The sequence below is a fragment of the Pseudomonas sp. 22085 genome, from assembly GCF_052045815.1.
Classification (GTDB): Bacteria; Pseudomonadota; Gammaproteobacteria; order Pseudomonadales; family Pseudomonadaceae; genus Aquipseudomonas; species Aquipseudomonas glycinae.
In genome coordinates, this window is the sequence record NZ_JBQEQA010000011.1 from 33,617 (window position 1) to 59,454 (window position 25,838).

A 25,838-nucleotide genomic window follows, 5' to 3' on the forward strand; every position below is an offset into this window, starting at 1 on the left:
CATTTGAGTACACCTCAGCAACCTGTGGGAGCGGGCTTGCCCGCGAAGAGGCCATCACATCCAGCCTGGATGTCACAGAGTTCACACAACAGATCGGTATCGAGGTGCTTCTCCACCAGGTCCGCCAAGCGCTCGATATCGCGTTCGCGCAGGCCGTGGTAATCCACATCCTGCACATCGTTCAGACCGGCCCAGCGCAACAACGCGGCACTGGCCGCCGGCGATTCGAACAGTCCATGCAGGTAGGTGCCGAAAATCTGCCCGTCGAGACTTTGCGCGCCATCACAACGGCCGTCGTCCAGATGCACGGCAGCATTTTCCAGCGCCGCTCCCGTGGTCACGCCGGCATGAATTTCGTAGCCGCTGACCTCGGCATCTTCCAGCGCCAGACGCCCGCGCACATTGCGCAACTGCTTCTCGGCTTCGAGCTGCGTTTCAAACGCCAGCAACCCCAGACCGGCGCTGGAACCCGGCGCGCCTTCCAGGCCCAGCGGATCGTGCACCTGCTCGCCGAGCATTTGCAGACCGCCGCAGATTCCCAGCAATTTGCCGCCGTAACGCAGGTGACGGCGGATAGCCGATTCCCAGCCATTGGCGCGCAGGTACGCCAGGTCACTGCGCACGCTTTTCGAGCCTGGGAGAATGATCAGATCGGCCGGCGGAATCGCCTGCCCCGGCCCGATGAATTGCAGATCCACCTGCGGATGCAGGCGCAGTGGATCGAAATCGGTGTGATTGCTGATGCGCGGCAGCACCGGCACCACCACTTTCAGGACTTGCTCAGCCTTGTCGGTCTGGCGCTGGTCGATGCCGTCCTCGGCCTCCAGATGCAGGTCCATCACGTACGGCAGCACGCCCACCACCGGTTTGCCGGTGCGCTGTTCCAGCCAGTCGAGACCCGGTTGCAACAAAGCGATGTCGCCACGAAAACGATTGATGATGAAGCCTTTGACCCGTGCCTGCTCGCTCGGCGACAGCAATTCCAGCGTGCCCACCAGATGGGCAAACACCCCGCCACGATTGATGTCGGCGATCAGCAGCACCGGGCAATCCACCGCTTCGGCGAAGCCCATGTTGGCGATGTCGCCGGCGCGCAGATTGATCTCTGCCGGCGAACCCGCGCCTTCGACCATTACCAGCGGATAGACGGCACTCAAACGTTCGTGGGAAGCGAGCACGGCCTCCATGGCGATCGCTTTGTAGTCGTGATAAGCGACGGCGTTCATGCTGGTGACCGCGCGACCGTGGATGATCACCTGGGCGCCAGTGTCGCTGTTGGGCTTGAGCAGCACTGGGTTCATGTCGGTGTGCGGTTCGAGGAACGCCGCTTGGGCCTGCACCGCTTGCGCGCGGCCGATTTCGCCGCCGTCGGCCGTCACCGCGCTGTTGAGCGCCATGTTCTGCGGCTTGAATGGCACCACCGCAACGCCCTGACGGGTGGCCCAACGGCAGAGCGCCGTCACCAGCGTGCTTTTGCCGGCGTCGGAGGTGGTGCCCTGCACCATTAATGTGGTCATGCTGGTTTTTCCATGGAGCAATGCTTGGCGAATGCTTGCAGGGCTTGCTCAAGGCGCGCCTCGTCGGCGGCATCGGCGGGCAGCCCGAATCGCAGGCTGCTGTTGTGCGCGAACAGACGCAGAAGAATGCCGCGTCGGGCCATGAATTCGTGCAGCGCGGCGGCTTGTTCGGTGATCAGCCACTGAAACAGCGCGCAGCCGCCCTGCGGTTTGAAGCCGTGGCGCTCAAGCAGCGCAGCCAATCGTTCGCTGGCCTCGTCGCTGCGGATGCGCTGACGGGTATGGCCTTCTGTGTCGCGCAGACAGGCCTGACCCAGCACGCGGGTCGGTCCGCTGACCGCCCAAGGACCAACCTGCTCGGCCAGCAACCGGAGCAACTTGCGCTCGGCCAGCACGAACCCCAGCCGCACACCGGCCAGACCGAAAAACTTGCCGAACGAGCGCAGTACGATCAAACCCACTTGATGCGCATGCGGGGCAAGGCTCAACTGCGGCGTGTTGTCCATGAACGCTTCATCGACCACCAGCCAGCCGCCGCGCTGGGCCAGCCGCGCGTGCCAGTCGAGCAGACGCGCCGGAGTCAGGTTCAGGCCTGTTGGATTGTTCGGATTGACCACCACCAGCACGTCGAGGCTGTCGAGAAAGAAGTCGACTTCCTGCTCCAGCACTTCACGCACGACATAACCACTGCGCCGCCAGGCTTCGGCATGCTCGGCGTAACACGGCGACAGCACGCCGACCTTGCCGGCCCGGCGCAATCGCGGCAGCAACTGGATGGCCATCTGCGAACCGGCCACCGGCAGCACCTGGCTGGCACCGTAGTAATCGCAGGCCGCCTGCTCCAGGCCGTCATCGTTTTCCGGCAAACGCGCCCAGGCCCGCAGCGGGATCTCCGGGACCGGAAACGGCCACGGCGCCAGGCCCGTAGACAGGTCGAGCCAGTCTTCTTCCGCGATGCCGTATTCGAGCGCCGCCCTGCGCAACCGGCCACCGTGTTCAAGCATAGAATTCAGCCCCCACGCAGAGAATCAGCAGCCATAACCATACCCCGCGCTGGACCAATTGCCAGCCGCGATCAATGGAATCGGCATCCGCCGGCGCGCCCTCGCCCAGTTGCGGACGCTCGTGCAGCTCGCCGTGGTAAATAGCCGGGCCGCCCAGCTCGACGCCCAAGGCACCCGCGCCGGCGGCCATCACCGGGCCGGCGTTCGGGCTGTCCCATTTCGGCGCCTGGGTGCGCCAGCATTTCAACGCCAGTCGGGTTTTGCCGAGCAAGGCGTAGGTCAACGCCACCAGCCGCGCAGGAATGTAGTTGAGGACGTCGTCGATTTTTGCCGCTGCCCAGCCGAAACGCTCGAAGCGCTCGTTGCGATAGCCCCACATTGCGTCGAGCGTATTGCTCAGACGATAGAGCACCACGCCCGGCGCACCGGCCACGGCAAACCAGAACAGCGCGGCGAACACTGCATCGCTGCCGTTTTCCAGCACCGACTCGGTGGCGGCGCGGGCGACGGCGGTGCTGTCCAGCTCATCGGTCTGACGGCTGACCAGATAACCCACACGCTTGCGCGCCTCTTGCAGATCATCGGCGCGCAAGGCCTTGGCCACCGGCTCGACGTGCTCACCCAGGCTGCGCATGCCGAGGGCGCAATACAGCGCAAGAATCTCGACGACCCAGCCCACATACGGCGCCCAGGAAAACGCCGTGGCCAGCAGGGTCAGCGGCAACACCGCGATCACCCACGCGGTGACACCATGGCTGCGCCAACCACGACCAGCGCTATTGAAGCGTTGCTCGATACGCCCGGCGAAATTGCCGAACGCCACCAGCGGATGCCAGCGTTTCGGTTCACCCAGCAGCGCATCCAGCGCAACCGCGGCGACACTCAACAACGCCACACTCATTGACTCACTCCCCAAAAATTTTCATACAGCAGCTCATTCAGCGGACGCGCCTGCGCCCACCCTTCGAGTACCAGCATCGGTGCCGGATAAAATTCCTTGACCGGCCCCAGGCAAAGCACCGCCAGCGGCTTGGCCCCGGCCGGCAGTTGCAGCAGATCGGCCAGCGCCTGTGGCTCGAACAGCGACACCCAGCCCATGCCCAGCCCTTCGGCACGCGCGGCCAGCCACAGGTTCTGGATCGCACAGGACAACGAGGCCATGTCCATTTCCGGCAGCGTGCGGCGGCCGAAAATATGCCGCTCGCGATCATCCATCAACGCGGCAACCAACACTTCGGCGCAGTCGTTGATGCCTTCGACCTTGAGCTTCATGAACTCGTCGCTGCGCTCGCCGAGGGCTTCGGCAGTGCGCACGCGTTCTTCTTCAACCAGGTTCTGGATCTGGCCACGCAACGCGCGGTCGCTGATACGGATGAATCGCCACGGCTGCATCAGGCCGACACTCGGTGCCTGATGTGCGGCCTCAAGCAAGCGGCGCAACAGCTCAGGCTCGACCTTGCCACCGCTGAAGTGGCGCATGTCGCGGCGTTCGGCGATGGCGCGGTAGACCGCTTCGCGCTCGGCGTCAGTGAAGGCGTTGTCGGTCATGGCCCCATCGCTGGCAAGCCAGCTCCCGCAAGGGTTTGCGTTTCTTCAGACATCACACCGCCCACTGTGGGAGCTGGCTTGCCAGCGATGGGAGCCTTATGGTCCGGCGCAAATAATGTTGCGATAGCTGCAGGATTCGACGGGAAATAGAAATGCACGTACGAGGCGGTCATCCGACCTTGCCGGTACACCGCTTCCGCCCCGCGCCCGCCGTTGGGGCTGTGGCCACGGGCAATCGGTGTCAGTTCGGTGGTGGTCAGGGAATGGTGATAGGTGTGGCCGCGCAACAGGCCTTCCGGCAGGTCAACCTCTTGCAGCGCCAGCGCGGCGAGGCGCTTTTGCATCACGGCGTCGCCACTCAACAGGCCGACCAGCTCAGCGCGGGTGCCTTCGACATCAGTCAACGAGTCGAGCAGATAGAGCATGCCGCCACATTCGGCAAGCAGCGGTTTGCCGGCCGCATGATGCGCGCGGATCGCTTCAACCATCGGGGTGTTCTGCGCCAGTGCCACGTGGTGCAATTCCGGATAACCGCCGGGCAGGTACAGGCTGTCAGCCTCGGGCAATTGCGTATCGCGGATCGGCGAGAAGAAACTCAACTCGGCGCCCATCGCCCGCAACAGATCAAGACTGGCGCCGTAGGTAAAGGCGAAAGCTTCGTCGCGGGCGACGGCGATGCGCACGCCTTCGAGCAGCTTTTCGGTCTCAACGACTGCTGGCGCGGCGAATTCCACGGCCGGTGGCAGCGCTACCTCGCAAGTGCCGGCCAGCGCTTCGGCGGCGGCGTCGAGGCGCACATCGAGGTCATTCAGTTCGCTGGCCTGCACCAGACCGAGATGGCGGCTCGGCAGTTCGATCCCGGTTTCCCGGGACAACGCGCCGTACCAGCGCAGGCCTTCAGTGAGGCTACCTTCCAGCAACTGCGCATGACGCACGGTGCCGACACGGTTGGCCAGCACGCCGGCGAACGGCAAGTCCGGCTGATAGCGCGCCAGGCCCAGGGCCAGTGCGCCGAAGGTCTGGGCCATGGCCGTGCCATCGATCACGCCGAGCACCGGTACACCGAAATGCCGCGCCAGATCGGCGCTCGACGGCGTACCGTCAAACAAACCCATCACGCCTTCGATCAGGATCAGATCGGCTTCGGCGGCGGCTTCCCACAACAGGCGACGACTTTCCTGCTCGCCGACCATCCACATGTCCAATTGATAGACCGGCGCACCGCTGGCGCGCTCGAGGATCATCGGGTCGAGAAAGTCCGGGCCGCACTTGAATACGCGGACTTTGCGCCCCTGATTGCGATGCAGACGGGCAAGCGCGGCGGTGACGGTGGTCTTGCCCTGACCGGAAGCCGGTGCGGCGATCAGTACCGCCGGGCAGTGACGTGGTTGATTCAAAGTTCGACGCCTTTCTGCGCTTTGATGCCGGCCTGGAAGGCATGCTTGATCATGCCCATTTCGGTGACGGTGTCGCCCATCTCGAGCATTTCCGGCTTGGCGGCGCGGCCGGTGACGATCACGTGTTGCATCGGCGGACGCGCTTGCAGATCGCTGAGCACCTGATCCAGATCGAGGTAACCGTGCTTGAGCGCGATGTTCAGTTCATCGAGCACCACCAGACCGATCGACGGATCACGCAGCAGTTCGCGGGAGACTTCCCAGGCCGCTTCGGCGGCGGCGATGTCGCGCTGGCGGTCCTGGGTTTCCCAGGTGAAGCCCTCGCCCATCACATGAAAACGTACCTGCTCGGGGAAGCGACGGAAGAACAGCTCTTCACCGGTGCTGTTGCGCCCCTTGATGAACTGCACCACGCCGCACTGCATGCCGTGGCCCATGGCGCGGGCGAGCATGCCGAACGCCGAGCTGCTTTTGCCTTTGCCATTGCCGGTCAGCACCAGCACCAAGCCGCACTCGTCTGGCGAATTGGCGATGCGCTCGTCGATCACGGCTTTTTTGCGCTGCATGCGCGCCAGGTGGCGCTCGTCGCGTTCGGGGGAATCAGTCATGGGGGAGCTCTCCGTTGAGGCTGGATAACGGCGGGCAGGCACAAGAATAGACGGCAACAAGCCTGGCATCGCCCACCGTGATGCCGCTGGATGGATCAGGCCGGTCTCCGGGCTCATGAGCGGCTGGTGCCTGGCTGCGCGCCTTCCCGCTGTTAAGCAGTGGCATCAGGCGCAGCTTTTACTCATTTACCGTTGCGGGGGCAGCGCCGGGATCGTGAGGGTTCTTCGCTCGAAGACCCGCCTCACCGGCTTCCCTGTTTCACTCTGTCGACATGCGCCACAGAGCACCTGAAACAAGCCGCGAAGGTTAGAGGGTTGGGGGTGGAGCGTCAATTGAAGAGGGGCTTGTGCGGCGAATATCTGCCGTCGATCAATTAACTGACGCCAATCTTGTGCCACACTGCCATGAGTGATATCAAAGAGCCATGCTTTTTGACTGCAGAGAGCACATCACAATAACAAGGGAGAGCACCATGCAAGGCATGATCATCAGCAATCCGCGGCTGGAATTCCTGCGCCCGGTGCTGGAACGCTGGTTTGACTGTATCGACCGCTACAACGCCGTGCGCGGCGACAATGACACACCTTATTGGCACGACGAAAAAGCCAACCTCGGCCTGCTGTCGGCCGCTGCCTGGATGGCCGAACTGGTCACCCTGCGCGACACCGCCACCCGCAAACAAAACGAAGAAGGCGAGCGCAATGCCCGCGCCGACCTGTTTATCGCTGGGGCCGAAGATCGCGCCTTCATTCAGGCCACCCAACGCTGGCCGCGCGTCACCAGCCTGAATCTGACCCAGGCCCTGGCGGATATCACCAGCGACGCCAAGCGCATCAGCTACGCCAGCGACCTGAAACTCGGCTGCCTGTTCGTCGCCCCGCAAAAAGCCCAGCACAGCGCCAGCCCGGAAGAGTTGCAGGACATGGTCGACGACCTGCAAAAGGAACACTCCTGCGCCGTCGCCTGGTACTTTCCCTACGCCTACCGCAAATTGCGCAGCGAAGCCGGCAACTATCACCCCGGCATTGCCGTGCTGTTCAAGGAAGCCCGCGGCTGAGGGTTGAACCATCGGGCTTGTGCGCTTCTCTATGATTAGGAATGCATTCATAGGGAAGATCAGCAATGCGCAAGCCCCAGTTCGTTTTCGTCATCATGATCGCCGGAGGGCTCGCCGCCTGTGGTGAATCCTCCAGCCTGCAAGTCTCCGACGGCACCGGTCCGTCACCCAAACTGCCCGAACCGAACAAGACCCTGATCCCGACGGTGAACATCGCCCCGGCCATTGGCTGGCCGGCCGGCGCGAAGCCGACGGCAGCGGCAGGCACTCAGGTGGCGGCTTTCGCCGAAAATCTCGATCATCCGCGCTGGCTTTACGTACTGCCAAACGGCGATGTACTCGTGGCAGAAACCAACGCCCCGCCAAAACCGGACGACAGCAAGGGCATTCGTGGCTGGGTGATGAAAAAAGTCATGGGCCGTGCCGGTGCCGGCGTGCCCAGCCCGAACCGCATCACCCTGCTGCGCGATGCCGATCATGACGGCGTGGCCGAAACCCGCACGGTGTTCCTGCAGAACCTCAACTCGCCGTTCGGCATGACCTTGGTCGGCAACGATCTGTACGTGGCCGATACCGATCGCCTGCTGCGCTTCAACTACGAGCCCGGCGCGACCGAAATCAAGAGCCAGCCGATCAAGGTCACGGATTTGCCGGGCGGCACGCTCAATCATCACTGGACCAAGAACGTCATCGCCAGCAAAGACGGCAGTAAGCTGTACGTCACCGTCGGCTCGAACAGTAACGTCGGCGAAAACGGTCTCGATCAGGAAGAAGGCCGCGCGGCGATCTGGGAGGTGGACCGCGCCACCGGCAATCATCGGATCTTCGCCTCGGGCATCCGCAACCCCAACGGCCTGGCCTGGGAGCCGCAAAGCGGTGCGCTGTGGACCGCCGTGAACGAGCGCGACGAAATAGGCAGCGATCTGGTGCCGGACTACATCACTTCGGTCAAGGACGGTGCCTTCTATGGCTGGCCGTTCAGCTACTACGGCCAACACATCGATGTGCGCGTGGAACCACAGCGCCCGGACATGGTGGCCAAGGCCATCGCTCCGGACTACGCCGTCGGCCCGCACACCGCATCACTGGGCCTGACCTTCGCCGAGGGCAACCGCCTGCCGGCACAGTTCAAGGAAGGCGCATTCATCGGCCAGCACGGCTCGTGGAACCGCAAACCGCATAGCGGTTACAAGGTGATCTTTGTGCCGTTTGCCGCCGGCAAGCCGAGCGGAACGCCAGTGGACGTGCTGACCGGTTTCCTCGACAAGGACGAGAACGCTTTGGGTCGCCCGGTCGGCGTGGTGATCGACCAGCAAGGTGGATTGCTGGTAGCCGATGATGTGGGGAACAAGGTGTGGCGGGTGTCAGCGACCCGCTAGCGTGTTGCAGGCATAAAAAAACCCGTGGGAGCCATTCAGCTCCCACGGGTTTTTATGTATCTGGACTACGGGTTATGCGCCAGATGCTCTGGCTGCAGAACGCGCTTGGCGCTCAGATAGGCTTTCTGCCAATAGGCTTTCGACAAGCTGTCCAGCTTCACCGTGCCGCCAGTGGCCGGCGCGTGAACGAAGCGCCCTTCCCCGACATAGATCCCCGCATGGCTGACCTGAGAGCCGCCGTTGGTGGCGAAGAAGATCAGGTCGCCGGTTTGCAAGCCTTCCTTGCCGACGTTCGGCGCCTGCATGACGATCATCTCGCGGGTCGAGCGCGGCAGGCTGATCCCTGCGGCATCGCGGTAGACAAAGCCGATCAGACCGCTGCAGTCGAAGCCTGAGTCCGGTGTATTACCGCCCCAACGATAAGGCGTGCCCACCAGCCCGAGCGCGCGAAACAGCACGTCTTCGGCAGCGGGTGAAAAGGCCTGGGAGGATCCGAACACGACCGGAGCGCGAACCACCGGCGCGGGCGGCGGAGTGCGGCTGGCGCAGGCGCTGAGCAGCGCTGCGAAGAACATCAGGGCAAAGCGGGCCGACATCGTCATTTGCAGAACATCCTGATCTGGCTGCGGCTTTGACTGCCGATTCGATAGAAAACAAAACCGCCTGCGTTGGGACGCAGGCGGTTTGCCATCAATATAGATCAGGATTCTAGCGGCTACGCGGCAAACTTCAAGTAAGACTTTAACTTCACCTTGTAAAGTTTAGGTCTATTGCCCCTGAAGTACCGCTTGTCGCCATTAGCGTGACGACAAAGGCGTGATTACTTGCGAGCGGTAACCACGGTTGGAGCGTTCGCCAAAGCGCGTTTGGCTTCGATGAAAGTCTTGCTCCAGTAGCTGTCGCCCAGGCTGTCGATGCGAACACCGCCGCTGCGACGAGAGCTGGAATGGATGAACTGGTTGTCGCCCAGGTAGATCCCGGCGTGGCTTACACGACCGCGACGACCGTTGGTAGCGAAGAACAGCAGGTCGCCCGGCTCGAGATTGCTGCGCGAAACCAGCGGCGCATCAACGTTGATCATTTCGCGGGTGGAGCGCGGCAGGTTCATGCCGGCTTCTTCGCGGAACAGGTAGCCGATGAAACCGCTGCAATCGAAACCGGCTTCAGAGGTACCGCCGAAACGGTAACGGGTACCGATCAGGGACATGCCGCGTTCGAGGATGCTGTCAGCCAGAACCGGAAGCTGGTAAGGCTTCTTGCCGTTGAAGTCGGCGAGTTCTTTTTCGGTGTCCAGCTCTTCCTGATAAATAACGGAAGACTGGGCGGTGGCAGAATTTTTAGCCTGTTGTTGCTGCTCTTGATTAACAGGTGAATGAGCAGCGCAACCGAACAACAGGGTGACGAGTGCGAGAGGCACGAGGGGTGCGAAGCGCTTTAGCATGGGCACGACCGTGGCTGATAGTTGTAAAGAAGCCGAGACTATGCCCGCTATCAGCCTCATTTGCAAATTCAATCGATCTTTTTGTGACTTCCCGGTTTCTCGTTAACATCTAAGCGCTTAAGCCTATTTGAATCGAGACGTGGCCTGTGCAACCCACAGGAAAGCGGGTTTTCTGGCGCCTGAAATATGCCAAAACCGGCTGAAAGCCCCGGTTTTACCAGCCCAGGGTTTCTTTCAGGAAGGGAATGGTCAGCTTGCGCTGAGCCTGCAAAGAGGCCTGATCGAGCTGCTCCAGAAGATCGAAAAGCGCGCTCATGCTGCGGGTACCGCGAGTCAAAATAAAATGCCCGACTTCGTCGGTCAGATGCAGACCGCGACGTGATGCACGCAGTTGCAGGGCACGCAATTTGTCTTCGTCGGAGAGCGGACGCATCTGGAAGATCAGCGCCAGGGTCAGCCGTGATTTCAGGTCAGCCAGTTTGATCGGCAGTTCACGCGGCGAAGTGGACGCCGCAATCAGCAGACGCCGACCGCTGTCACGCAGACGGTTGAACAGATGAAACATCGCCTCTTCCCAGTCCGCCTTGCCGGCAATCACCTGCAAGTCGTCCAGACAGACCAGTTCGTACTGTTCGAGGTTGTCGAGAATTTCGATGCCGCGATCCATCAACTCGGCCAGCGGCAGGTACACCGCCGGTTCACCCATCTGTTCGAAGCGCAGGCACGCGGCCTGCAACAGATGCGTACGCCCTACCCCGTGCTTGCCCCACAGATAGATCAGGCTTTCGGTCCAGCCGGCGTCGGCTTCGCATAGACGCTCGACATAGCCGAGTGCAGCGGCATTGGCGCCTGGGTAGTAGTTGATGAAGGTGGCGTCGTCACGCAGACGCACACCTAGGGGCAGCTGAATCGGTTTCATGCTGACTGAACAGTTCCCAAGGAACCGTTAGTGGCCTCTGTGTAAAGTGAGCGAAGTTTATACCCGTGAAGCGGAGCGCACAATGCGACAGACCCCAAGCAAAATCAAAGGTTTGCGTTAACGTGCTGGTTTTATGACAGTTTCTTTGGCGCCATGGCCTGCAGGAGACGGGCCAACCCGGTGATCCACCGGACGGCCCGCGCTTCACGATTACAACTCCGGCTCATCCACCCCGCTATAAATCTCGGAATCCTTGTACAGATCGTGGACATGCCGCACCAGCACCATGATCACCGCCGCCACCGGCAATGCCAGTAGCACACCGGTAAAACCGAACAGCTCGCCACCGGCCAGAATCGCGAAGATCACCGCCACCGGATGCAGACCGATCCGGTCCCCCACCAGCAAAGGCGTCAGCACCATACCTTCCAGCGCCTGACCGACCATGAACACCGCGACGATTCCGATCATCGGATACAGATCGCCACCGAACTGGAATAACCCGGCAATCAGCGCGGCGCCAATACCGATCACGAACCCCATGTACGGAACGATCGCCGCCAGCCCTGCAATCAGACCGATCAACAGGCCCAGTTCCAGCCCGACGATCATCAGGCCAGCCGCGTAAATCACACCCAGCGCCAGCATCACCAGCAACTGCCCGCGCACGAACGCGCCCAGCACTTCATGACACTCACCCGCCAGCGCCACCACCCGCTCTTCGCGATCACGGGGCAACAGGCCGCGGATCTTGGCCATCATCACGTCCCAGTCGCGCAGCAGGTAAAAGCTCACCACCGGGATCAGCACCAGATTCGCCAACCAGCCGATCAGCGCCAGGCTCGAGGCCGTCGCCTGACTCAGCACCACACCGACGATGTCAGTGGTCTGGCCCATGTGCTCGCTGATGGCGGCTTTGACCTTGTCGAACTTCCAGAAACCGTCAGACAGGCCGAGCTTCGATTGCGCCCATGGCACAGCGGTGTGTTGCAACCAGTCGAGCATTTGCGGCGCCAGTTCATAGAGCCGCAGCAATTGCTTGGCGAGCATCGGCACCAGTACCAGCAACAGCGCAGTGACGATCAGGGTGAACAAGGCGAACACCGCAATCACACCCCAGGTACGGGACAAACCCAGACGCTCCAGACGATCAACGAGCGGATCGAACAGGTACGCGAGCAGCAGCGCCACCAGAAACGGCGTGAGGATCGGATGCAGCAACCAGACAAACGCGCAAAGCAGGAGCACCCCACCGAGCCAGAACCAACGCCGCGTATCGGCCATGTAACACTCCATTGCTTATATATAAGAAAGAAAACCTACCAACGGAACCGCAAGGACGGTGCTGCCGGTGTCGGTGTCGGCGCAACGACAGGCGCCGCGCCGGCGACAGCAGGTTGCGGCGGCACCACCGGAGCAGGCGCCTCGGCCGGCAGCTCCTGCAGCTTCGCCAGCGATAATTGCGCCCGCAACTGATCGGCACTGCCGTTGACCCGATACAGAATGCGATCGGCATCGACACTCTGCAGACGCACGCCAAACGGTTCGAGTAACCGCAGCAGCGCCGCGTAGTGCTCCAGATTCATGCCCTGCACTTCCAGAGTCTGCTGGCCGGACGCGCCCGGCTTGGCAACAAAGCGAGGTGCCAGACGCTCAGCGACCGCCAGCATCACCGCATCGGTCACGGCAGCCTGATCCGCGCCCTGCACGTTGCCCGCCTCTTTTTTATCGCCCAGCCACAGTTGCCATTTAGCCTGCCATTGTCCGCCTTCTTCGCGGGCATGCACGGCGAGCAAGGCATCGGCGTTGTAGCGTTCAGAGGCATCGCGCAATGGCGCCGGGTCGGCGCCTTCAAGCGCCGGTGCCGTTGCGACCAATTGCTCGCTCAAGTCCGCCAACGGCAGGCGCAACGGCAAGCCACGGTGCTGGGCCGCACGGCGCAACGGCGCGGCACTGGCCTGACCGTCGCCCACCAGGCTCGTACCTTCGCTCGAATCGTTCAGCCACCAGCTCAGGATCGAGGGCCGATTGGCGCCCCACAGCGCCAGCCCGGCGCGGCGCAACGCCTGTTCGGTGGTTCCCGGGTCGAAATCGACTTTCAGCACTTCCGGCGGCCCGGCATCGAAACCGAACTGACTGATAATTTGCTGCGGATCCTTGCGAACCGGCGCCAGCCCTGGGTTTTGCGGGGCTTTCGGGTCACCGGTCAGGCGCAACACCAGCGTATCCAGTGCGGCCTGGGTCGCGCGATCGCGCTCCTCTGGCGACTGGCCAGTGACCGGTTCGCGCACCTGATAGAGACCTTTGAGATTTTCGGCCTGACTCGCCAGGCTGATCAGCGACAAACCACCCACTAACAGCAATTTACACAAACCCATGGAGAATTCCCGTCGACAAGAGCGGCTGGAACAGGCCGCGTGTACCGTTCTGCAAGCCTGTGACCACAGGCCGTCGCAAAACATTCACACGCGGTCGGTAAGTTTTTGCACAGTCCTAACGATAGACGGTTCCTTATACAGGCACCCGTGATGTCGCCCACAGCGTCAATTGCAAAATTTTTCCATCGATATGCCCCTGCCCGTCGGCGTGAGGATGGCCGCTGCCCCTCAAGCCTGATAAAATCGCGCGCCTTCGCAGACCGGCAACAGCCGGGCACCCCGAACTTCGCGTGAGGCAATCGCCCCTGTCGGATTCGGCGCTCCCGCTGAACTCGGTCGTTACCCCTGAATCCCCTCCCCTAAAGGCCTGGATCATGAGCAAGCAACCCTCCCTGAGCTACAAGGACGCCGGTGTAGACATCGACGCCGGTGAAGCATTGGTCGAACGCATCAAGAGCGTCGCCAAGCGCACTGCGCGCCCGGAAGTCATGGGCGGCCTGGGCGGTTTCGGCGCCCTCTGCGAGATCCCGGCCGGTTACAAACAGCCGGTACTGGTTTCCGGTACTGACGGCGTCGGCACCAAACTGCGCCTGGCGCTGAACCTGAACAAGCACGACAGCATCGGCCAGGACCTGGTCGCCATGTGTGTCAACGATCTGGTGGTGTGCGGCGCCGAGCCGCTGTTTTTCCTCGACTACTACGCCACCGGCAAGCTGAACGTCGACGTGGCCGCCACCGTGGTTACCGGTATCGGTGCAGGCTGCGAACTGGCTGGCTGCTCGCTGGTCGGCGGCGAAACCGCTGAAATGCCTGGCATGTACGAAGGCGAAGACTACGACCTGGCCGGTTTCTGCGTCGGCGTCGTGGAAAAAGCCGAAATCATCGACGGCTCGAAAGTCGCCACTGGTGACGCCCTGATCGCCCTGCCATCGTCCGGTCCGCACTCCAACGGCTACTCGCTGATCCGCAAGATCATCGAAGTGTCCGGTGCCGACATCGAAACCGTTCAGCTCGACGGCAAGCCGCTGACCGAACTGCTGATGGCCCCGACCCGCATCTACGTGAAGCCGCTGCTCAAGCTGATCAAGGATACCGGCGCGGTCAAGGCCATGGCCCACATCACCGGTGGCGGCTTGCTCGACAACATCCCGCGCGTTCTGCCAAAAGGCGCTCAGGCCGTGGTTGACGTGGCCAGCTGGAACCGTCCGGCCGTCTTCGACTGGCTGCAAGAGAAAGGCAACGTCGACGAAACCGAAATGCACCGCGTGCTGAACTGCGGCGTGGGCATGGTGATCTGCGTGGCTCAGGAGCACGTTGAAGTTGCCCTGAACACCCTGCGTGACGCCGGCGAGCAGCCTTGGGTCATCGGTCAGATCGCTGTCGCTGCCGAAGGCGCGGCTCAGGTCGAACTGAAGAACCTCAAGGCTCACTGATGTCCCAGACCTGTGATGTCGTGGTGCTGTTGTCCGGCACCGGCAGTAACTTGCAGGCCCTGATCGACAGCACGCGGACCGGCGACAGCCCGGTCCGCATCGCTGCGGTGATTTCCAACCGCGCCGACGCCTACGGCCTGCAACGCGCCAGTGACGCGGGTATCGCCACCCGATCGCTGGATCACAAGGGATTCGAGGGCCGCGAGGCCTTCGATACCGCTCTGATCGAACTGATCGACGAATTCAACCCCAAACTCGTGGTACTGGCCGGCTTCATGCGCATCCTCAGCGCTGACTTCGTCCGTCACTACCAGGGTCGCCTGCTCAACATCCACCCGTCGCTGCTACCCAAATACAAAGGGTTACACACTCACCAGCGCGCTCTGGAGGCCGGCGACGCCGAACACGGCTGCTCCGTGCACTTCGTCACCGAGGAACTCGATGGCGGACCACTGGTCGTACAGGCAGTAATACCGGTAGAGTTGCACGATTCGCCGCAAAGTCTGGCGCACCGGGTTCACGCTCAGGAACACCTGATCTACCCGATGGCCGTACGCTGGTTCGCCGAAGGACGGCTGAGCCTCGGCGAGCAAGGTGCTTTACTGGATGGCCAGCCATTGCCGGCCAGCGGTCACTTGATTCGAAACTAGGAGATATTATGCGTCGCGCCCTGCTCTTCGCTTGCGCTCTGCTCGCCCTGCCCTTCGCGCAGGCGGCAGACCTTCAACCGTTCTCCGCCAGCTACACCGCCGACTGGAAACAGCTGCCCATGAGCGGCACTGCCGAGCGCAGCCTGACCAAACAGGCCAACGGCGTCTGGAAGCTCAGCTTCAAAGCCTCGATGATGATTGCCAGCCTGTCCGAGGAAAGCACCCTGACCCTGGACAAGGACACCCTGCTGCCACAGTCCTACCACTTTGAACGCGGTGGTCTGGGCAAGGCGAAAAAGGCTGACCTGGACTTCGACTGGGCCAACAAGCTGGTGACCGGCACCGACCGCGGCGACGCGGTGAAAATCCCGCTCAACCGCGGCATGGTCGACAAATCCACCTATCAACTGGCGCTGCAGCATGACGTGGCCGCCGGCAAGAAAAGCATGAGCTATCAGGTGGTCGATGATGGCGAAGTCGATACCTACGACTTCCGCGTGCTGGGCTCGGAGAAAGTCGAAACCAAGGCCGGCCAGATCGATGCGATCAAGGTCGAGCGCGTTCGCGACCCGACACAAAGCAAGCGCATCACCGTCCTGTGGTTCGCCAAGGACTGGGATTACCTGCTGGTTCGCCTGCAACAGGTCGAAACCGACGGCAAGGAGTACAACATCATGCTCCTCGACGGCACGGTCAACGGCAAGACGGTCAAAGGCAGCTGATCCAACGAAAAGCCCCGCAAATGCGGGGCTTTTTTTCGCCTGTCGAACGCTGATCAGACCGAGAACCTGGCGACCATGCTGTTCAGGTCCACCGCCAGCCGCGACAACTCCTGGCTCGCGGCGCTGGTCTGATTGGCCCCCGCCGAGGTCTGCATCGCCAGGTCACGGATATTCATCAGATTGCGGTCAACCTCCCGCGCCACGGCGGCCTGCTCTTCCGACGCACTGGCGATCACCAGATTGCGCTCGTTGATCAAGGTGAATGCCGAAGCGATTTCCTCCAGCGCAACGCCGGCGGCCTTCGCCAGCTCCAGCGTCGAGCGCGCCCGGACGTTGCTCTGCTGCATCGAGCTGACCGCCGAATCAGTGCCCTGCTGGATGCCGCCGATCATCTGCTCGATTTCCTGGGTCGACTGCTGAGTGCGATGGGCCAGCGCCCGCACTTCGTCCGCCACCACCGCAAAACCCCGTCCGGCATCCCCCGCCCGCGCGGCCTCGATCGCCGCGTTCAACGCCAGCAGATTGGTCTGCTCGGCAATCGAGCGGATCACATCCAGCACCTTGCTGATGCTGTAGACCTTCTGCGCCAGATCTTCCACCTGCGTGGCATTCGCCGTGACATCGTCCGCCAGCAGCTCGATGGACGACACGGTCTGCTGGACCTGCTCGCGACCATGCTGGGCAATTCGATCTGATTCACGGGAGGCCTCGGAAGTCGCGACGGCATTGCTCGCCACCTCTTCCACGGCAGCGGTCATCTGATTGACCGCCGTGGCCGCCTGTTCAATTTCCAGACTCTGCTGGTGCAGCCCCCGCGTGGCGTCTTCGGTAACACAGCTCAATTCTTCCGAAGCCGAGGCCAGTTGACTGGAGGACTCCGAGATCTGGCGGATAGTGTCGCGCAGGTTGTGCTGCATGCTCTTGAGCGCATGCAGCAGCCGCGCCGGTTCGTCCTTGCCGGAAATGCTGATATCCCCGGTCAGGTCGCCACCGGCCACCACTTCCGCAACACTGAGTGATTGCGACAGCGGCAGCACGATGCTGCGGGTCAGCAACAACGCCAGGGCGATGGTAATCAGCGCGGTGATGCCGATCATCACCCCGACCCACACCCGCGAGTTAGTGAACACCAAACGTGCGGCCTCAGTGGCCAGATTGGCGTTGTGCTTGTTCAACTCGACCAGTTCACGCAGGGTCACTGCAATTTCATCCGCCAGCGGGCTCATTTGCCCATTGAGAATGGCGGCCGCCTCTTCCACTCGTCCCTGAGCAGACAAGGTCATCACCTGTGCCTGAAACTCCAGATACTTGTGTTCGGCGACCTTGAAGCGGTCGAACAGCGCGCGCTCTTCGGGCAATGCGATCAAGATGTCGTAACGTTGCTGGGCTTCACTCAGCACACCGCGCAAATCATTGAGCTTGGCCACGTTCTGATCCAGCGCCTGCGGATCGCGATTGAGCAACAGGCGCATGGTCAACGCGCGCAGGCGCAGCATGTCCTGGCTCATCTCGCCCACCGCCATCACGCTGGGCAACCAGTTGTTGTCGACCTCGTCGGACTGCGCGCGCATGTTCGACATCTGCAACAGTGCGAACGCCCCAAGGGCAAACACCATCAGCGCCAGCACGCCAAAACCCAGCCCGGCCCGGGGTGCAATATTGAGACTACGGATACTCATTGCTCTGGTTCCTTCCAAAAGCGCTGCATCAACCCTGCAGCTGGTTGCTCTAGAAGGTATCGGCCCTTTTAAAAAATGCGTAAGACCAAAACGCGATATCAAAAGGCCTTGATCCTACGAACCGTCGGCATTAACGATTCAGCGCAGGTTGACCGGACTTGAGCGCTGTTCGCGGCAAGATCGCCAGGAAGTTGTCCCGTGCGACTTTTTTCGCGACTGCCTCAGGCAAGGCGTCGAGAAACGGCTTGAAGCTATGAATTTCCTTACCGAGTTTGTTGAATCGCCCGACCACGTCCGAACCAATCATGAAGCGATCCGGATAGCGCTCCACCAGTTGCACCCACTCGGCTCGCGGCTGTTCCTTTTCATCCAGCAGATAAGGCGTCAGCAGGCTCCACGACAGATCAATGAACAGGTTCGGGTATGTCTCCAGCATTCGCGTCAGGGTCGGCAGCAGAAAATCCAGCTTTGTCTGATGACGATGGATCTCGGCACTGGTGCCGGCATGGGCCCAAATGAACCGGGTGTGCGGATGATTACGCAGCGGCTCTTCGATTTCCTTCAGGTACAGCGGATTCTTCTCACGCTTGGAGGTGATGTTGGAATGCAGCATCACCGGCAGATCGTTTTCGGCGGCCAGGTGATAGATGCGGGTCATGGCTTCATTATTGGCGCGTGGCGTGTCGCCGGAGGTGAGTGCCGTGAGATCGTCGTGACGGGTGAAGACCTCGCCGATGCCCTGCCACAAGCCGGGATACAGATCGAGCATGCGCTGGATGTGCGCGGCGGAGTTCTTGTCGTTGGGGTTGAAGCCTGAAAGAAACGGGTGAAAGGACTGGCGCTGCTCCGGCGTGAGCTTCTGCACCGCGTCGGCGACGATCACGTCCGTCGCGCTGTACCAATAGGCATCGGCATCATCGCCAGCGTAATAACGCGGGCGCTTCGGCTCGTCTTCGTGCCATTTCTTCGCCACGGGAATGCCGGAAATCATCACGTGCTCAATGGAGTTTTCCTTCATGGCCGTGAGCAATTTCGGCATGCCGGCAGTTTCCTGGAAAAAATCCACGTAATGCAGGTGCGCGTCACTGTAGGTGTATTCCCGGGCGCTGGCGGCGCCGGTGAAAACCATCAGGACGGCAAGGCTCAAACGAAACACGGACACAAGCATTCTCCGGCAGACAGGCATAGCCTAGACCCTCGCCGGGCAACGAGGGTTCACCCGGCAAGAAAGTGGAACGCGCCTGTGTGGGAAATGCTCTATACCTGCAAGGTCTTTTTTGATCGAATCCCTTTTCCTACAGCTTGCGAGGTTCACATGACCGTTACCGTCAATACCGTGTCCGCCGAGGGTTTTCGCCACACCGTTCAGATCGATGAGCATGAGCTGTTTGCCGATGTCCCGACGACTGCCGGCGGTGAAGGCTCGGCTCCCGAGCCGCACGATTACTTCGACGCCGCCCTCGGTGCCTGCAAGGCTCTGACCCTGAAGCTGTACGCGAAGAAAAAGGACATCCCGCTGACCGGCGTCGGCGTTGAGGTCAAACGCGACAACAGCCAGGAACAGAAAGGCAAGTACGCCTTGCACGTGACCCTTACCCTGAAGGGCGTGCTCACCGATGCCCAGCGCGAAGAACTGCTGCGTGTTGCCGACCGCTGCCCGATCCACAAGCTGATGACCACCAGCGAAGTCACCATCGAAACCCACGCCCCCGTCGGCTTCGACAGCCAGTAATCACCCCGACGACACCGGCGGGTTATGCTCCACGCATCACCCGCCCAGCCTGGAATGGACTATGGACACCCAACCCCTGATCATCCGCCCGCGCGCCGAAGACGTCGAAGGCCAGCCGATCTTGCGCCCGCTGCCGTCAGCCAAATGCCGCAGCGTCGGGCCTTTCGTGTTTTTCGATCACATGCTCGAAACGGTTTATCCGGCGGGCAAAGGCATGAACATCCGACAGCATCCGCACATCGGTCTGTCGACCCTTACGTATTTGTTCGACGGGCAGATCCAGCACAAGGACAGCCTGGGTTCGGATCAGGTGGTCAGCGCCGGCGATGTCAGCTGGATGACTGCCGGCACGGCGATCGCTCACGTCGAGCGCACGCCCGAACCGCTGTGGGAACAATGCTTCAAGATGCACGGCCTGCAAATCTGGCTCGCCTCGCCCAAGGATCACGAACAAGGCCCGGGGCATTACAGCCACCACCCGGCCTCGACCTTGCCGGTCAGCGATAACCTCGGTGTACAGATCCGCATGATCGCCGGGTCAGGCTTTTGCCTGGAATCGCCGGTGCCGGTGCTTTCTCCTACGCTGTATGCCGAATTGAAGATGCAAACCGCGACCACACTGCTGATCCCGACCGAGCATGAAGAGCGGGCGCTGTACGTGTTGAGTGGTGATGTGCAATTGAATGGCGAAGCGGTCGAACCCCATGCGCTGGTAGTGTTGCCGGCCGGGGAAGAGATGAGCCTGTTCGCCGAAAGCGACAGCCACGCGGTGTTGTTCGGTGGTGCGCCACTGGACGGGCCACGGCGGATCAACTGGAACTTTGTCGCGAGCGATCCGGCGGCGATCGATGAGGCGCGGCGCAAGTGGGCGGCCGGGGACTGGCCTACGGTGCCGGGGGAAGTCGAGCGGATCGAGCTGCCTAAATCGCGCAGCGAGCCGACACCGCTGTAAAGCAACACTCCCACGCCAGGCGTGGGAGTGTGTCAGCCGATTCAGCCCTTGAACACCTCTTCCAGCAAATCATGCATCGACTTGAACGCACGCGCTGCGATCTTCGCGTCGTACATCATCTTGCCCGGCACATTGGCGTGCGGATCGGTGAACGAGTGCACCGCGCCGCCGTAGCTCAGCAACTGCCAGTCCACACCAGCAGCGTTCATCTCGTCTTCGAATGCCGGCAACTGCTCTTTCGGCACCAGCGGATCGGAAGCGCCGTGCAGCACCAGCACCGAGCCCTTGATGTTCTTGGCGTCCGCCGGATTCGGCGAATCCAGGGTGCCGTGGAACGACACCGCCGCTTTCACCGAGGCACCGGTGCGAGCCAGATCCAGCGCACAGCAGCCGCCGAAGCAGAAACCGAACACCGCCAGTTTCGAGGTATCGACCGACGCTTCGCCCTGCTTCTGCAATTGTTCGAATGCGGCCTGCATACGCTTGCGCAGCAGCGCACGATCATTCTTCAGTGGCATCATCGCCGCACCGGCCTCATCAGCGTTCTGCGGACGCACGGCCTGGCCGTATACGTCAGCGATCAGCACCACATAACCCTTGGCCGCCACCGATTTGGCGATCTCTTCAGCGCCAGCGCTGACACCCATCCAGTTCGGCGCCATCAGCAGGCCCGGACGCGCGCCCTTGTGCTCGGCGTCAAATGCCAGGCAACCTTCATAAGGCTGGCCGTCAATCTGATAGACCACGGAACGTACAGTGACTTGGCTCATTTCTGACTCCAGATTGGTTGAATTCCAGAATGAAAAAACCCGCCGAAGCGGGTTTTTCTACAGCTTGATCAGGCCGACAGCTCAACCAGCAGCTTGTTCAGACGGCTCACGTAAGCGGCCGGGTCTTTCAAGCTGTCGCCCGCCGCCAGGGCGGCCTGGTCGAAGAGGATGTGCGCCAGGTCGCTGAAGCGATCTTCGCTGGCCTCTTTGTCGAGCTTTTCGATCAGCAGATGTTTCGGGTTGAATTCGAAGATCGGCTTCGAATCCGGCACCTTCTGCCCGCTGGCCTCGAGGATCTGACGCATTTGCAGACCCAGGTCCTGCTCGCCGATGGCCAGAATGGCCGGCGAATCGGTCAGGCGATGGGAAACCCGGACTTCGGCAACGGAATCGCCCAGTGCGGTTTTCAGACGCTCGACCAGACCTTCTTTCGACTTGGCGACTTCTTCTGCGGCCTTCTTGTCCTCTTCCGAGTCCAGGTTGCCCAGGTCCAGGTCACCGCGCGCGACGTCGACAAAGCTCTTGCCGTCGAATTCGCTGAGGTAGCTCATCAGCCACTCGTCGATACGGTCGGTCAGCAGCAGCACTTCGATGCCTTTCTTGCGGAAGACTTCCAGGTGCGGGCTGTTCTTGACCTGCGCGTAGGTTTCGCCGGTGAGGTAGTAGATCTTGTCCTGACCTTCCTTGGCGCGCGCCAGGTACTCGGCCAGACCGACGATCTGCTCGCCATCGGTGCCGTTGGTCGATGCGAAACGCAGCAGACCGGCAATTTTTTCCTTGTTGGCGAAATCTTCTGCCGGGCCTTCTTTCATGACCTGACCGAAGTTTTTCCAGAAGCCCTTGTATTGCTCAGGCTCGTTCTTCGCCAGTTTTTCCAGCATGTCCAGAACACGCTTGGTCAGCGCCGACTTCATCGAGTCGATGATAGGGTCTTTCTGCAGGATTTCCCGCGACACGTTCAGCGACAGGTCGTTGGAATCGACCACGCCCTTGATGAAGCGCAGGTACAGCGGCAGGAAGGACTCGGCCTGATCCATCACGAACACGCGCTGCACGTACAGCTTCAGGCCTTTCGGCGCTTCACGCTGGTACAGATCGAACGGTGCGCGGGCCGGCACATACAGCAGCGAGCTGTACTCGAGCTTGCCTTCAACCTTGTTGTGACTCCACGACAGCGGGTTTTCGAAGTCGTGGGCGATGTGTTTGTAGAACTCCTGATATTCCTCGTCCTTGACTTCGGTGCGAGGACGGGTCCACAGGGCGCTGGCGCGGTTGACGGTTTCCCATTCAACTTCAGGCTTCTCTTCACCTTCGGCCGCGGCCACTTCTTTCGGCAGCTCGATCGGCAGCGCGATGTGGTCGGAGTACTTCTTGATGATGTTGCGCAGGCGCCAGCCATCGGCAAACTCGTCTTCACCGGATTTCAGGTGCAGGACGATGCGGGTGCCGCGGTCCGGTTTGTCGATGGTGGCGACTTCGAATTCGCCCTCGCCTTTCGACGACCAGTGCACGCCTTCGCTGGCGGCGGTGCCGGCGCGACGGCTGTACACGTCAACTTTGTCAGCAACGATGAAGGCCGAGTAGAAACCCACGCCGAACTGACCGATCAGGTGCGAATCCTTTTTCTGATCGCCGGACAGGTTTTTCATGAAATCGGCGGTGCCGGATTTGGCGATGGTACCCAGGTGGGTGATCACATCGTCACGGTTCATGCCGATGCCGTTGTCTTCGAGGGTGACGGTCTTGGCGTCCTTGTCGAAGCTCACACGGATTTTCAGTTCATCGCCACCTTCGAGCAACTCAGGCTTTGCCAGGGCTTCGAAGCGCAATTTGTCGACGGCGTCAGAGGCGTTCGAGATCAATTCGCGAAGGAAGATTTCCTTGTTGGAATACAGCGAATGGATCATGAGGTGCAGCAGTTGCTTCACCTCGGTCTGGAAGCCCAGGGTTTCCTTTTGAGTTTCCACACTCATGGTCATCAAACTCCAATCAGATGGCATTGGCCGCGACCTTGCCGGTCGGCGGCGGGTTGTTCTGTGAGTTGGGGGCGTGCTTCAGGATTTCAAGGGCTCATCGATTTTGAAATGCGCGCGGGCGGTCGCGACCGGTTCACTTTCGGTGCTTTGCCAGGCCGTGACCGCGACGTTGGCCACCCGCCGGCCCTGGCGGCAGACCTGACACCGGGCCCAGGTGTCGCGAAATTGCCCGGCCCGCAGGTAATCGAGGGAGAAATCGATAATCTTCGGCACACCGGGCGCGCCAGTGAAAATCAGCAGGTGCAGAGCGGCGGACAGTTCCATGAACCCGGCAATCACCCCGCCATGAATCGCCGGCAATAAAGGGTTACCAATGTTGTCCTTGTTCGCGGGCAGCTTGAACAGCAAGTCATCACCGACCCGCGAACACTCGACACCAATCAGCCCGGCATAGGGAATCAGCTTCAGCAGCGGCGCATAGTCTCCCTTTGCGTGTGCCTCTTGCAGTTGCTGCTTGAAGTCGTCGCTCATGGGCTTTCTCCCTTGATCGCGCCACCAAAGCCTTTCGTGCCTTTAAGGCCTTTGCCCATGCGCATGAAGGTGCCGACGACATGGGCAATCGGCTGCTCGGGATCATCCTGATAGGCAAAACCGCGAGCGAAGATCACATCGGTGGTGACTCGATAACATTGGGCGAAGCCATACACGTCTTTATGTGGCTCGGCGGCGTGCATGTAGTCGATGCGCAGATCGAGGGTCGGGCAGACTTCGAATTCCGGCAGCACGCACAGGGTCGACATGCCGCATGCAGTGTCCATCAGCGAAGTGATCGCCCCGCCGTGGACCACGCCGGTCAGCGGGTTGCCGACGATCTGCGTACTGTACGGCAGCACCACCGTCAGGCCTTCGTGGCTGGCGCTGTGCACTTTCAATCCCAGTACCTGACAGTGACGCAGGGCCGAGAGAAACCGTGTCGCACGCTCAAAAACGGGGTTTTCGGCCATTTGATAATTACTCTTGTTAGTCGCTGTTCCCGGTAGTGGAAAGAACAGCAAAAGTTCCATTGCAAAACAAACTTATATATCTGAAACAAATGAGGAACTTAACCCTTGGGCGCGAGTTCTTAAGGCCAGTAGTTATTTTCCATAAGGAGAAACACCCCATGCGTAAGACTTTAGCTATTGCCTTGATGTTGACCGCTTCCCTCGGTCTCGCTGCCTGCGATAAAAAATCCGAGGACAAAGCTCAAGATGCCAACCAACATGCTGAACAAGCTCAGCAGAAAATGAACGAAGCTCAGGATAAAGTGAACGACGCGGCGAAAGAAAATGCCGAAGCCGCCAAAGATCAGGCCGAATCGAGCGCTGCAGCGCAAGAAGAAGCTGCCAAGAAGCAATAAGCCGCTTCTCGCTGGCCAAAAAGAAAACCCGCCAAGTGCGGGTTTTCTTTTGCCTGTGATTTTTTGCCCATGCCGGCTTAGAGCAAGACGGTTCTAAAAGTCGGACTAATCATCAGCAACAATGAACACACTAAGCCGACCAGCCAGACCAGACTGCGCAGCTTGGGAATATCCGCCAGGTAGAACCACAGATAGAAAATCCGTGAGATCACAAAGATGATCGCCAGTGTATCGATCAGCCATCCCGCCGTCTGCGTGGTGTGTGCCATCAGCACACCAACGGCAAACAGGGCGAAGGCTTCGATGCTGTTCTGATGTGCCGCCAGCGCCCGGGCCCCATAACCGGTGAGTTGCGCCTGCTGCTGACGCGGCAAGTGGTTGTTGTAACCGCCCTGCTCTTTCATGGCCTTGCCGACCGGCATACGCGCCACGTAGATCAACAATGCACTGATAAACACACACCAGAACGGAATACTCATCAAGCAGCCTCTTTGTTCGCTTCGGGCAATGGCGCCTCTGTAGGGGTATAGACCATTACATCGAGCACGTCGGAATGAAACTCCCGGCGATACAACACCAGCACCACGCCTGCGCTCATCAACATGAACAACCACGGGCTGACGAACCACGCCAGCATGCTCATCCCGAAGTAATAGGAGCGCAGACCGAAGTTGAACTGGTTGGCCGCCATCGAAATCACCCGCGCCGCCCGCGAGGCGAACGCCTTGCGCTCCTGCTCCGAGACCTGCCGCTCACCGATCATCGGGGCCGAGCCGACCAGAATGGCGGCGAAGTTGTATTGGCGCATGCACCAGCTGAAGGTGAAGAAGGCATAGACGAACACCAGCGCCAGGCACAGCAACTTGATCTCCGACATCCCCTGCGAGGCCTGTTGCACCATCGGAATGTCTGCCAGCAGCGACACCGCGCGCTCGGAAGCACCGAGCACGGTCAGGATGCCCGCCAGGATAATCAGTGTGCTGGAGGCGAAGAACGAGGCGTTGCGTTCAAGATTGCCGATTACGCTGGCGTCGGCAATACGGTTGTCACGCAGCAGCATGCGGCGCATCCAGTCTTCGCGGTACAGGTGCAGCACGCTGGCCAGGCACGCCGTGTCACGGCCCTTCCAGGTGGCATAACGGGTGTAACCGCCCCAGCAGATGACAAACCAGAGCGCGGCCAGCAGATGGATCAGGTTGGCTTGGATGAACGACATGCAATTCCCTGTGATGAAGATTTCGGCTCCACTTCGACGTTAGCCGGGGGAAAAAGACAC

Annotated in this window: 27 protein-coding genes and 1 riboswitch; of the genes, 8 read left to right on the forward strand and 19 right to left on the reverse strand. The window is 60.9% G+C overall.

What is annotated here, in order from left to right; genetic code table 11:
• Positions 1-14: 14 nt before the first annotated feature.
• The 6 genes from ACTJK7_RS15115 to cobO are packed head-to-tail and all read right to left on the reverse strand — an operon-like array spanning position 15 to position 6,074.
• The gene (locus ACTJK7_RS15115) at positions 15-1,517 is read right to left on the reverse strand and encodes a cobyric acid synthase (protein ID WP_108560377.1); all 1,503 of its coding nucleotides are present in this window, start codon (positions 1,515-1,517) and stop codon (positions 15-17) included.
• A complete protein-coding gene (gene cobD / locus ACTJK7_RS15120) occupies positions 1,514-2,521 on the reverse strand; it encodes a threonine-phosphate decarboxylase CobD (protein WP_085655473.1) in 1,008 nt (335 codons plus the stop codon). The genes ACTJK7_RS15115 and cobD overlap by 4 nt, the downstream gene beginning before the upstream one ends.
• Positions 2,514-3,422 (reverse strand): adenosylcobinamide-phosphate synthase CbiB, encoded by a 909-nt coding sequence (gene cbiB, locus ACTJK7_RS15125; RefSeq protein ID WP_440780978.1) that lies wholly within the window; start codon positions 3,420-3,422, stop codon positions 2,514-2,516. The genes cobD and cbiB overlap by 8 nt, the downstream gene beginning before the upstream one ends.
• Complete coding sequence (gene bluB, locus ACTJK7_RS15130) at positions 3,419-4,069, reverse strand: 5,6-dimethylbenzimidazole synthase (RefSeq protein WP_108560371.1); 651 nt, start codon at positions 4,067-4,069, stop codon at positions 3,419-3,421. Before bluB ends, cbiB begins: the two co-directional genes overlap by 4 nt.
• Positions 4,066-5,466, reverse strand: coding sequence for a cobyrinate a,c-diamide synthase (locus ACTJK7_RS15135; RefSeq protein ID WP_108560368.1), 1,401 nt, complete (start codon positions 5,464-5,466; stop codon positions 4,066-4,068). The genes bluB and ACTJK7_RS15135 overlap by 4 nt, the downstream gene beginning before the upstream one ends.
• Positions 5,463-6,074, reverse strand: coding sequence for a cob(I)yrinic acid a,c-diamide adenosyltransferase (gene cobO, locus ACTJK7_RS15140; RefSeq protein ID WP_064378669.1), 612 nt, complete (start codon positions 6,072-6,074; stop codon positions 5,463-5,465). The genes ACTJK7_RS15135 and cobO overlap by 4 nt, the downstream gene beginning before the upstream one ends.
• Before the next feature lie 81 nt (positions 6,075-6,155).
• A riboswitch (cobalamin riboswitch) is annotated at positions 6,156-6,381 on the reverse strand.
• A gap of 166 nt (positions 6,382-6,547) precedes the next feature.
• On the opposite strand from cobO, the gene ACTJK7_RS15145 reads away from it, so the two are divergent.
• Both ACTJK7_RS15145 and ACTJK7_RS15150 read left to right on the forward strand, forming a co-directional pair.
• Positions 6,548-7,132: a hypothetical protein gene (locus ACTJK7_RS15145; protein WP_085747068.1), complete on the forward strand. Its 585-nt coding sequence runs from the start codon at positions 6,548-6,550 to the stop codon at positions 7,130-7,132.
• Between the two features lie 65 nt (positions 7,133-7,197).
• Complete coding sequence (locus tag ACTJK7_RS15150; protein ID WP_440780977.1) at positions 7,198-8,511, forward strand: PQQ-dependent sugar dehydrogenase; 1,314 nt, start codon at positions 7,198-7,200, stop codon at positions 8,509-8,511.
• Between the two features lie 65 nt (positions 8,512-8,576).
• Here the strand turns inward: ACTJK7_RS15150 and ACTJK7_RS15155 are convergent, their stop codons facing one another.
• The 5 genes from ACTJK7_RS15155 to ACTJK7_RS15175 all read right to left on the reverse strand — a co-directional run bounded on the left by ACTJK7_RS15155 (position 8,577) and on the right by ACTJK7_RS15175 (position 13,249).
• Positions 8,577-9,113 carry a C40 family peptidase gene (locus ACTJK7_RS15155; protein WP_108560363.1) on the reverse strand — a complete coding sequence of 179 codons (537 nt, stop codon included), beginning with the start codon at positions 9,111-9,113 and terminating at the stop codon, positions 8,577-8,579.
• A 218-nt stretch (positions 9,114-9,331) separates the two neighbouring features.
• Positions 9,332-9,952: a C40 family peptidase gene (locus ACTJK7_RS15160; RefSeq protein WP_007950397.1), complete on the reverse strand. Its 621-nt coding sequence runs from the start codon at positions 9,950-9,952 to the stop codon at positions 9,332-9,334.
• A 214-nt stretch (positions 9,953-10,166) separates the two neighbouring features.
• Positions 10,167-10,871, reverse strand: coding sequence for a DnaA regulatory inactivator Hda (gene hda / locus ACTJK7_RS15165; protein WP_007950396.1), 705 nt, complete (start codon positions 10,869-10,871; stop codon positions 10,167-10,169).
• Between the two features lie 210 nt (positions 10,872-11,081).
• Positions 11,082-12,155 (reverse strand): AI-2E family transporter, encoded by a 1,074-nt coding sequence (locus ACTJK7_RS15170; RefSeq protein ID WP_064378666.1) that lies wholly within the window; start codon positions 12,153-12,155, stop codon positions 11,082-11,084.
• Between the two features lie 35 nt (positions 12,156-12,190).
• Positions 12,191-13,249, reverse strand: a complete 1,059-nt coding sequence (locus ACTJK7_RS15175; protein ID WP_440780975.1) for a DUF2066 domain-containing protein — start codon at positions 13,247-13,249, stop codon at positions 12,191-12,193.
• A 374-nt stretch (positions 13,250-13,623) separates the two neighbouring features.
• Between ACTJK7_RS15175 and purM the strand changes: the two genes are divergently transcribed.
• The 3 genes from purM to ACTJK7_RS15190 are packed head-to-tail and all read left to right on the forward strand — an operon-like array spanning position 13,624 to position 16,054.
• Complete coding sequence (gene purM, locus ACTJK7_RS15180; RefSeq protein WP_007950393.1) at positions 13,624-14,682, forward strand: phosphoribosylformylglycinamidine cyclo-ligase; 1,059 nt, start codon at positions 13,624-13,626, stop codon at positions 14,680-14,682.
• A complete protein-coding gene (purN, locus tag ACTJK7_RS15185; protein WP_085655469.1) occupies positions 14,682-15,332 on the forward strand; it encodes a phosphoribosylglycinamide formyltransferase in 651 nt (216 codons plus the stop codon). The genes purM and purN overlap by 1 nt, the downstream gene beginning before the upstream one ends.
• Positions 15,333-15,340: 8 nt before the next feature.
• On the forward strand, positions 15,341-16,054 hold the full coding sequence (locus tag ACTJK7_RS15190; protein WP_007950391.1) for a DUF3108 domain-containing protein: 714 nt from the start codon (positions 15,341-15,343) through the stop codon (positions 16,052-16,054).
• A 53-nt stretch (positions 16,055-16,107) separates the two neighbouring features.
• Here ACTJK7_RS15190 and ACTJK7_RS15195 read toward each other — a convergent pair whose 3' ends face one another.
• Both ACTJK7_RS15195 and ACTJK7_RS15200 read right to left on the reverse strand, forming a co-directional pair.
• Entirely contained in the window at positions 16,108-17,733 is a 1,626-nt protein-coding gene (locus ACTJK7_RS15195) for a methyl-accepting chemotaxis protein (RefSeq protein WP_440780974.1), read from the reverse strand.
• 130 nt (positions 17,734-17,863) lie between these two features.
• Complete coding sequence (locus ACTJK7_RS15200) at positions 17,864-18,901, reverse strand: amidohydrolase family protein (protein ID WP_371915548.1); 1,038 nt, start codon at positions 18,899-18,901, stop codon at positions 17,864-17,866.
• Positions 18,902-19,048: 147 nt separating this feature from the next.
• On the opposite strand from ACTJK7_RS15200, the gene ACTJK7_RS15205 reads away from it, so the two are divergent.
• Together ACTJK7_RS15205 and ACTJK7_RS15210 are read left to right on the forward strand one after the other, a co-directional pair.
• Positions 19,049-19,465 (forward strand): OsmC family protein, encoded by a 417-nt coding sequence (locus tag ACTJK7_RS15205; RefSeq protein WP_007959010.1) that lies wholly within the window; start codon positions 19,049-19,051, stop codon positions 19,463-19,465.
• A 61-nt stretch (positions 19,466-19,526) separates the two neighbouring features.
• Positions 19,527-20,417, forward strand: a complete 891-nt coding sequence (locus ACTJK7_RS15210; protein WP_323151277.1) for a pirin family protein — start codon at positions 19,527-19,529, stop codon at positions 20,415-20,417.
• Between the two features lie 41 nt (positions 20,418-20,458).
• On the opposite strand, the gene ACTJK7_RS15215 is transcribed toward ACTJK7_RS15210, so the two are convergent.
• The 4 genes from ACTJK7_RS15215 to ACTJK7_RS15230 form a co-directional block, all read right to left on the reverse strand.
• Positions 20,459-21,187, reverse strand: a complete 729-nt coding sequence (locus ACTJK7_RS15215; RefSeq protein WP_440780973.1) for a dienelactone hydrolase family protein — start codon at positions 21,185-21,187, stop codon at positions 20,459-20,461.
• A gap of 68 nt (positions 21,188-21,255) precedes the next feature.
• A complete protein-coding gene (gene htpG / locus ACTJK7_RS15220) occupies positions 21,256-23,160 on the reverse strand; it encodes a molecular chaperone HtpG (protein ID WP_440780972.1) in 1,905 nt (634 codons plus the stop codon).
• A gap of 81 nt (positions 23,161-23,241) precedes the next feature.
• Complete coding sequence (locus tag ACTJK7_RS15225; RefSeq protein ID WP_440780970.1) at positions 23,242-23,694, reverse strand: PaaI family thioesterase; 453 nt, start codon at positions 23,692-23,694, stop codon at positions 23,242-23,244.
• Complete coding sequence (locus ACTJK7_RS15230) at positions 23,691-24,167, reverse strand: PaaI family thioesterase (protein WP_440780969.1); 477 nt, start codon at positions 24,165-24,167, stop codon at positions 23,691-23,693. The genes ACTJK7_RS15225 and ACTJK7_RS15230 overlap by 4 nt, the downstream gene beginning before the upstream one ends.
• A 158-nt stretch (positions 24,168-24,325) precedes the next feature.
• Here ACTJK7_RS15230 and ACTJK7_RS15235 point away from each other — a divergent pair, with 158 nt between their 5' ends.
• Positions 24,326-24,562: a hypothetical protein gene (locus ACTJK7_RS15235; RefSeq protein WP_440780968.1), complete on the forward strand. Its 237-nt coding sequence runs from the start codon at positions 24,326-24,328 to the stop codon at positions 24,560-24,562.
• A 77-nt stretch (positions 24,563-24,639) separates the two neighbouring features.
• On the opposite strand, the gene ACTJK7_RS15240 is transcribed toward ACTJK7_RS15235, so the two are convergent.
• The gene (locus ACTJK7_RS15240; protein ID WP_064378658.1) at positions 24,640-25,041 is read right to left on the reverse strand and encodes an MAPEG family protein; all 402 of its coding nucleotides are present in this window, start codon (positions 25,039-25,041) and stop codon (positions 24,640-24,642) included.
• Positions 25,041-25,778 carry a DUF599 domain-containing protein gene (locus tag ACTJK7_RS15245; RefSeq protein ID WP_011333121.1) on the reverse strand — a complete coding sequence of 246 codons (738 nt, stop codon included), beginning with the start codon at positions 25,776-25,778 and terminating at the stop codon, positions 25,041-25,043. The genes ACTJK7_RS15240 and ACTJK7_RS15245 overlap by 1 nt, the downstream gene beginning before the upstream one ends.
• Between the last annotated feature and the right edge of the window lie 60 nt (positions 25,779-25,838).